7 protein-coding genes are annotated in these 8,141 nt (G+C 72.1%); 6 read left to right on the top strand and 1 reads right to left on the bottom strand.

All coding sequences use genetic code 11. The features are described from left to right. The 3 genes from ADY59_RS35435 to ADY59_RS35425 all read left to right on the top strand — a co-directional run. Positions 1 to 1,517: PP2C family protein-serine/threonine phosphatase (locus ADY59_RS35435; RefSeq protein ID WP_049571868.1), on the top strand; the 1,517-nt coding region annotated here is incomplete at its 5' end. Between the two features lie 120 nt (positions 1,518 to 1,637). Next, on the top strand, positions 1,638 to 2,741 hold the full coding sequence (locus tag ADY59_RS35430) for a glycosyltransferase (protein WP_049571865.1): 1,104 nt from the start codon (positions 1,638 to 1,640) through the stop codon (positions 2,739 to 2,741). A gap of 23 nt (positions 2,742 to 2,764) precedes the next feature. Further along, entirely contained in the window at positions 2,765 to 3,358 is a 594-nt protein-coding gene (locus ADY59_RS35425) for an FMN-binding negative transcriptional regulator (protein WP_049571864.1), read from the top strand. Between the two features lie 3 nt (positions 3,359 to 3,361). Here the strand turns inward: ADY59_RS35425 and ADY59_RS35420 are convergent, their stop codons facing one another. After that, positions 3,362 to 4,417 (bottom strand): PucR family transcriptional regulator, encoded by a 1,056-nt coding sequence (locus tag ADY59_RS35420; protein WP_049571861.1) that lies wholly within the window; start codon positions 4,415 to 4,417, stop codon positions 3,362 to 3,364. A 75-nt stretch (positions 4,418 to 4,492) separates the two neighbouring features. Here ADY59_RS35420 and ADY59_RS35415 point away from each other — a divergent pair, with 75 nt between their 5' ends. From ADY59_RS35415 to ADY59_RS35405, 3 genes are all read left to right on the top strand, one after another. Next, positions 4,493 to 5,410 (top strand): proline dehydrogenase family protein, encoded by a 918-nt coding sequence (locus ADY59_RS35415; protein WP_049571860.1) that lies wholly within the window; start codon positions 4,493 to 4,495, stop codon positions 5,408 to 5,410. A gap of 2 nt (positions 5,411 to 5,412) precedes the next feature. Further along, complete coding sequence (gene pruA, locus ADY59_RS35410; protein WP_049571858.1) at positions 5,413 to 7,038, top strand: L-glutamate gamma-semialdehyde dehydrogenase; 1,626 nt, start codon at positions 5,413 to 5,415, stop codon at positions 7,036 to 7,038. Between the two features lie 210 nt (positions 7,039 to 7,248). Then, the coding region (locus ADY59_RS35405) for an RICIN domain-containing protein (protein WP_197094013.1) at positions 7,249 to 8,141 on the top strand (893 nt) is incomplete at its 3' end.

The following is an 8,141-nucleotide window of genomic DNA, read 5'->3' as shown; positions in this document are numbered from 1 at the left end:
GGGTGCTGGGCAGCCCCGACGGCTACCTGGTGGGCCGTTCGTTCCCGCTGCTGGTGGACGTGTCGCGGCGGGCGGCGTTCCGCTCGCACCTGACGTCGGTGCTGCAGACGGGGCAGGCGGCGGCGTTCGAGACGCGGCTGGCGCACCAGGGCCGGACGCACACGGTGCAGCTCGCGCTGACCCGGCTGACGATGCCGGGCGAGCCGCAGCAGATGGTGGCCGTGGTGGCGCTGCCGACGGAGACGCAGCTGCCGGAGCCGGGGACCGGCCGCCCGCAGGACTCCGACGGCACACTGCTGCTGGCGGCGGCCCGGCGGCAGGACCTGCTGGCCAGGATGGCCGCGCTGCTGCTGGACGAGGAGGCGATGCGCCAGCCGGTGGCGCTGCCCCGGGCGACGCGGCTGCTGGCCGCCGGGTGGGCCGACTGGGTGGTGGCCGACCAGGTGCGTGACGGGCTGCCGCGCCGCTCGATCGTGGTGGCGCCGAAGAACGTGCCGCTCGGCGACCTGGTCCGGCAGGTGGAGGCGAGCGAGCCGGCCGGCGCGCAGGTGGTGGCCCAGGTGCTGGAGCGCGGCTCGGGCGTGGTGCACGAGATGGTCGACGACGACACACTGCTCGGCTTCGGCCCGGAGGGGCCGCTGCTGACGGCGATGGGCGCGGGCTCGCTGCTGTGCGTGCCGATCGGGGCCGGCGACGGGGCGCTGACGCTGGTGCGCGGGCACGACCGGCCGCCGTTCACGCTGGCGGACCTGAGCGTGATGGAGGAGGTCGGAGTGCAGCTCGGCCTGGCGGTGCGGGCGCAGACGAGCTTCCAGAGCCGGTCGCGGGCCGCCGACGCGCTGTCGGCCAGCGTGGCTCCGCGCAGCCTGCCGGACGTGCCCGGCTACGAGGCCGCGGCGATCTACCATCCGGGTTCGTCGGTCGGCGCCGAGTTCTACGACGTGTTCCCGATGGCGGGCGGCTGGGGTTTCGCCATGGGCGGCGCGGCCGGCAAGGGCGAGGAGGCGGCCTCGGTCAGCGCGATGGTCCGGGGCGGGCTGCGGGTGCTCGGCACCTGGGAGTCCGACCCGGACGCGGTGGTGCGCAAGGTGAACGAGGCGCTGGTGGAGCAGGGCACCGGCATGTTCGTGATGGCCGTGGCCGGGCTCGTCCAGGGGCGCAGGATCCGCGTCTCGTCGGCGGGACACCATCCGGCCGCTCTGGTGCAGCCCGACGGGCACGTCCGCTTCGCCCTGGGCGGCGGGGTGCCGCTCGGCATCGCGCCGGAGGCGGAGACCACCACCGAGGAGATCACCCTGGCGCCCGGCGAGACGCTGGTGCTGTATTCGGAGGGGCTCATCTCCTCCAGGAACGAGGTCGGCGAGCCGTACGGCGAGGAGCGGCTGGCCGACGTGCTGGGCAGGTCCGCAGGTCAGGCCCCGTCCACGGTGGTGAAGGCGATCGAGGCGGACCGCCACGCCTTCTCCGGCGGGCAGGTGTGGGACGAGATCGTGATCCTCGCTCTCCGCGGCGTCTGATTTCTGTCTCTGATTGCGCATGGTTTGCGATTGGCGGGAAAGTGGGTATGGTCGTCCGTAGCTAGACCGTGCCTAAGACGCAGGCACACCTTGAAGGCTTTTTTCACGCTGAGGTGTGCCATGAATATCGCGATCGTCGCTTCCGGCTCTGGCAGCAGGCGCCACCACATCCTCTCCGTGGCGCGCGAACTCGGACGTGATCACCACGTCACCATTTACTCCCGCCGTGAGAGCACCGAGGGCAAGCCCAAGACGCGGGTGGCCCCGGGCGTCACGGTGGAGTACATCGACGCGGGCCCGGCCCGCAACCTGAGCTCCGACGACGTCGCCCCGTACCTGAACGACGTGGGCGCCTACCTGATGCGCCGCTGGCAGCAGGAGCTGCCCGACGTGATCCACGCGCACTCGTGGACCTGCGGCCTGGCCGCGGTCACCGGCGCCAAGGGCCTGAACGTGCCCGTCACGCACACCTTCCACACCGTGGACCCCGCGCACGTGAAGCTGGAGCGGGCGCTGGGCCGCCGGGCCAACGCGGTCATCGCGGGCTCGGGCGACGAGGAGTCGGCGCTGATCCGGATCGGCGTCCCCCGCACCAGCATCGCGATCGTGCCGTACGGCGTCGACACCGAGCGCTTCCACCGCCAGGGCATGACCGCCACCCGCGGCGGCCGCAAGCGGCTGCTGCACGTCGGCCCCCTGTCCCCCGACCGGGGCGCGCACACCATCGTGCGGGCGCTGCCCGGGCTGGCGGACGTGGAGCTCGTGGTGGCCGGTGGGCCCGCCCCCGAGGATCTCGGCGACGACAGGGACGCGCGGCGGCTGCGCGCCCTGGCCGAGCAGCTCGGCGTGGCCGACCGGGTGACGCTGCTGGGCCAGGTCAAGCGGGCCGCGGTGCCCAAGCTCATGCGCGGCGCGGACGCGGTCGTGTCGGTGCCGCGCGAGACGACGAGCGGCATCGTCGCGCTGGAGGCGATGGCGTGCGGCGTGCCGGTGATCGCCTCCGCCGTCGGGGCGCACCTGGACTCCGTGATCGACGGGGTCACCGGGCTGCTGGTGCCGCCGGACCGGCCCGCCAGGACCGCGCGGCTGGCCAGGGAGCTGCTGACCGACCCCACGCTGCGCACCGCGCTCGGCTACGCCGGCGCGGACCGGGCGCGCTCGCGCTACTCGTGGGAGCGGGTCAGTCAGGAGCTGCTGCGGGTGTACGAGGCCGCCTGTGCCTAGATGTCCGCATATATCGTCATTCCATGCTGATTCACCCTTGGGATGCCGGTTCTGACGAGCAGTCGCTCGCCTACTTGAGAGACAACGCGTTCGGGCACCTGATCGCCGCCGGCCGGGGGCGTGAGGTGCCCGTCGTGGTGCCGACCCAGTTCCTGCTCGTGGACGAGCGCACGATCTGGCTCCATCTGGCCAGGCCGAACCCCATCTGGCCGGCCATCGAGGAGAACCCCAGGGTGCTGTTGTCGGTCGCCGGACCGTGGGCGTACATCCCGGGGGCCTGGCGGGCCGAGCCCGGCACGGACCCGTCGCTCGGGGTGCCGACCACGTACTACTCGTCGGTCCAGGTCACCTGCCGGGCCGAGGTCGTCGCCGACGCCGAGGGCAAGCTGGAGATCCTGCGCGCCCAGCTCGGCGACCTGGAGCCGGGCCACGGCGACCCGGCCGCGATGCCCCGGCTGCTGTCCGGGCTGCAGGGGCTGCGGCTGTCGGTCGAGGAGATCCGCGGCAAGTTCAAGTACGACGGCCACAAGGACGCGACGCTGCGCGGGCAGGTCGCCGAGGGCCTGGCCGGGCGGGGCGGCCCAGGCGACGGGAGCGCGCTGCGCCACCTGTCCTGAGCCCTACCCGCGCAGCCGGGCCGCCTTCAGCCCCAGGTGGACGGTGAGCCGGTCGTCGCCGTCGGACAGGTCGCGGTGCGTCAGCCGCTCGGCCTTGCCCAGCCGGTAGTAGAGCGTCTGCCGGTGGATGCCGAGCGCGGCGGCGGCCTTCTGGGCGTGCCCGCCGAGGTCCAGGTACGTCTCGACGGTCTGGGCCAGCTCGGTGTCCAGCGCGCCGACCTCGCCCGCCAGCTCGCGCAGGTCGCCCTGGCCGAGCCTGGCCAGCAGCCGGTGCGCGCCCAGGTCGTCCCACCGGGCGACGGGCGCGAAGCGCGGGAAGTGCTCGGCGACGCGCAGCGCGTGGCGGGCCTCGCGCCAGCTCTGCCAGGCGTCGGCCGGGTCGGCGCGGGCGCCGCCGACGCCTGCCTCGGTGCCGTACGCGCCCATCACGGTCAGCGCGACCTCGGCGGCCAGGTGCGCCGGGGCGAGCAGCGCGACCGGCGAGCCGGCGCGGGCGAGCACGCCGCGCGGCAGCGTCCACAGGGCGGCGACGCGCTCGGGCGACTCGCGTACCGCGATCGCGGTCACCGGGCCGGGCATCTCGATGGAGGCGCCGGCGCGCTCCTCCGGGTCGGCCGACAGCAGCGCGCGCAGGCCGTAGCCGAGGTCGCGGCGGCTCCTGGCCTCCTGGGCGAGCGCGGCGGCGGCCCGCCCGACCAGCGGCGCGACCCGGTCCAGGGCGGCGTCGGTGAGGCTGCCGGAGTCGAGCAGCCACAGGTAGCCGTAGGCGACGTCGCCGTGCCGCAGCGGCCAGCACACCCGGGCGAGCACCCCGAGGTCGGCGTCGGCCGGGATGCGGACCGGGCCGTGGGCGCGGGCGATGCCGTAGCGTTCGAAGTAGTCGCGCACCTCCCCGGTGGCGCGCCGGCGCAGGATCGACTCCTGGCGGACGGTGTCGATGTCGCCGTGCTGCGCGCCGTAGGCGAGCAGCCGGAACGAGCGGTCCTCCAGCGTCGCCGACGCGCCGAGCAGGCCCGCGATCTCGTCGACGATCTCCTGCAGATCAGTGGTGTTGTGCATTTGTATGACAGCCTGCCACAACCGGCGTTACGCCCGTTCATGGCCCTGCTTGAGCTGCGGTTTTAGGCTGGAAGCATGTTGGGTCAACTGCTGCTCGCCACATCCCGGAGCGCGCTGGTGCGCCGCTCCGTGTCCGGCCTTCCGCTCACGCGCAAGGTGGTCGACCGCTTCGTCGCCGGCGAGACGGGCCGGGAGGCCCGCGACGCGATCGAACGGCTGCGCGATGCCGGGCTCGCGGTGACCGTCGACCATCTCGGTGAGGAGACCCGGGACGCCGGGGCCGCCGCCGCCACCGCGAAGGCGTACATCACGCTGCTGGAGGAGCTGCGCCCGCTGGAGCTGGGCCGCCGCGGCGAGGTGTCGGTCAAGCTGTCGGCCGTCGGGCAGGAGCTCGACGACACGATGGCGCTGGAGCACGCCCGCGAGATCTGCGCCGCCGCCGACGCGATCGGCGCCACCGTCACGCTCGACATGGAGGACCACACCACCGTCGACTCGACGCTCGGCATCCTGCGCGCGCTGCGCGAGGACTACCCGTCGACCGGCGTGGCGATCCAGGCGTACCTGTTCCGCAGCGAGGACGACTGCCGCGCGCTGTCCGGCGAGGGCTCGCGCGTCCGGCTGGTCAAGGGCGCCTACCGGGAGCCCGCCTCCGTCGCCCACCAGGGCAAGTCCGCCGTGGACAAGGCGTACGTGCGATGCCTGCGCATCCTCATGGCGGGGAAGGGGTACCCCATGGTGGCCACGCACGACGACCGCCTGATCTCCATCACCGAGCTGCTCGCCGACCGCTTCGGGCGCTCCAGGGGCGACTACGAGTATCAGATGCTGTACGGGATCCGCACCGACCGGCAGGAGGCCCTGGCCGGGGCCGGTCACACGATGCGCGTCTACATCCCCTACGGCGACGACTGGTACGGCTACTTCATGCGCCGCCTGGCCGAGCGCCCCGCCAACGTCGCCTTCTTCCTTCGTGCCCTTGGGGGTAAGTGAACATGGATGCCATCAGCAACGTGCCCGTTCCCGCCAACGAGCGGATCTACGGCTACGCACCGGGCAGCGCCGAGCGCGCCGCCCTGGAGAACCGGATCAAGGAGCTGGCCGGCACCTCGATCGACCTGACGATGACGATCGACGGCGAGCAGCGGCTCGGCGGCGGCGCGCCCATCGACGTGGTGCAGCCGCACAACAAGGCCTCCGTCCTGGGGCGTACCAACGACGCTACGGCCCAGGACGTGCAGGACGCGATCGGAAGCGCGCTGCGGGCGGCCCCCGCCTGGCGGGCGCTCTCCTTCGACGAGCGGGCGGCGATCTTCCTCAAGGCCGCCGACCTGCTGTCGGGGCCGTGGCGGGCGACGCTGAACGCCGCGACCATGCTGGGCCAGTCGAAGTCGGTGCAGCAGGCGGAGATCGACGCCGCCTGTGAGCTGATCGACTTCCTGCGCTTCAACGTCTCCTACGCCCGCCAGCTCTACTCCGACCAGCCGATCTCCTCGCCGGGCGTGTGGAACCGGATGGAGTACCGGCCCCTTGAGGGCTTCGTGCTGGCCATCACGCCGTTCAACTTCACCGCCATCGCCGGCAACCTGCCGACCGCGCCGGCGCTGATGGGCAACGTCGTGGTGTGGAAGCCGTCGCCGACGCAGCAGTTCGCGGCGCACTTCACCATGCGGCTGCTGGAGGCCGCCGGGCTGCCTCCGGGCGTCATCAACCTGGTGACGGGCAACGGGCAGGCGATCTCCGAGGTCGCGCTGACGCATCCGGAGCTCGCCGGCATCCACTTCACCGGCTCGACGCCGACCTTCCAGCACCTGTGGGGCACGGTGGGCGCCAACATCGCCGGCTACCGGGGCTACCCGCGCCTCGTCGGCGAGACCGGCGGCAAGGACTTCGTGCTGGCGCACCCGTCGGCCGACCCCGGCGTGCTCGCCACGGCCCTGATCAGGGGCGCGTTCGAGTACCAGGGGCAGAAGTGCTCGGCGGCCTCGCGGGCGTACGTGCCGCGCTCGGTGTGGAGCCGGATGCGCGACGACCTCGTGGGCGTGGCCGAGTCGCTGACCGTGGGCGACGTGACGGCCGACCTGTCGACGTTCATGGGCGCCGTCATCGACGAGCGGGCCTTCGCCAAGCACAAGGCCGCCATCGACCGGGCGCGCGCCGCGTCGAACATCGACGTGCTGACGGGCTCGTACGACGACTCCGCCGGATATTTCGTGAAGCCGACCATCCTCGAGTGCGCCGACCCGACGGACGAGATCTTCGTCCAGGAGTACTTCGGGCCCATCCTGGGCGTGCACGTCTACGACGACGCCGACTTCGACGCCGTCCTGGACCAGATGGAGGGCATCGCCCCGTACGCGCTGACGGGGTCGATCATCGCCCAGGACCGCTACGCGATCGCCTCGGCCTCGGAGCGGCTGCGCTTCGCGGCCGGCAACTTCTACGTCAACGACAAGCCGACCGGGGCCGTGGTGGGGCAGCAGCCGTTCGGCGGCGCCCGCGCCTCGGGCACCAACGACAAGGCCGGTTCGATCTACAACCTGATCCGGTGGGTGAACGCCCGCACGATCAAGGAGACGTTCGTCCCGCCGACCGACCACCGCTACCCGCACATGGGCTGACATTTCCCACGATGCCCCGGGCCCCCTCAGGGGGTCCGGGGCATCTCTTTTTTCGTATTGTTTGCAAGCGGTTGTTGCAGGAATAACGGCAATACCAGGCGAAACCCCTGAACGCGTTTGCAGTTTTACCTGGACGCCTTGACGTTTCCGCTATGTAACGTAAATGTAGTGCAACCGGTTGTTCGTCTGAGACGACGCCGGAGTGGCCACATGATCACCGAGCCGTCGCGCAACCGCCTGCAGGCCGCACTGGCCGAACCTCTGCTCCGCCATGCCCTGACCCCCCACATCCGGACCACGATCGCAGGAATGGAGCTGGACATGCGTAACAAGGAACATCTCGGTAGAAGGCTGGCGGTTGTCCTGACCGCCGGTCTTCTCACCACCGGCGGGCTCGTCGCCGCCCTCAACGCACCCGCTTCCGCGGCTCCGTCCAACGGCAACTACACCCTGGTCAACGCGGGCAGCGGCCTGTGCGCCGCGGTGCCGGGGCAGAGCACCGGCGACGGTACGCAACTCGCCCAGGCGGCCTGCACCGGCGGCGCGGGGCAGGTCTTCACCCTCGCCTCCTCGGGCGACGGTCACCAGATCAAGGCGGCGCACAGCGGCAAGTGCCTGGGCGTACGCGATGCCTCCACCAGCGCGGGCAAGCCCGTCCAGCAGGAGTCGTGCACCGGCGCCGCCTCCCAGACCTGGCGGCTGACCGAGTCCGGGTCCAACTACCGGGTGGTCAACGCCAACGGCGGCAAGTGCCTGAACGTCAAGGACAACTCCACCTCCTCCGGCGCCCTGCTCCAGCAGAACTCCTGCGACTCGGTCTCCACCAAGCAGTGGACGCTGCGCCCGGCCGGAGGCGGAGGCACGCCGGACCCGGAGCCCACGCCGACCGTGACGCCCACGGGCGGCCCCGGCGGTGGTGACGGCAGCGGTTCGTGGCCGTCCGACACCGGCAGCGTGCATCAGACGGAGACGCGTGACGTGGGCTCGTTCTTCGACGGTGGGATGAAGCGCTACTACGGCATCGGTGACGGTGGCCAGGGCGAGAGCCAGGACCCGATGTTCGTGGTGGCCAACGGCGGCACGATCCAGAACGTGATCATCGA

The organism is Nonomuraea sp. SBT364 (assembly GCF_001083785.1).
Taxonomy (GTDB): Bacteria; Actinomycetota; Actinomycetes; order Streptosporangiales; family Streptosporangiaceae; genus Nonomuraea.
This window is presented reverse-complemented; position numbering and strand designations above follow the sequence as displayed.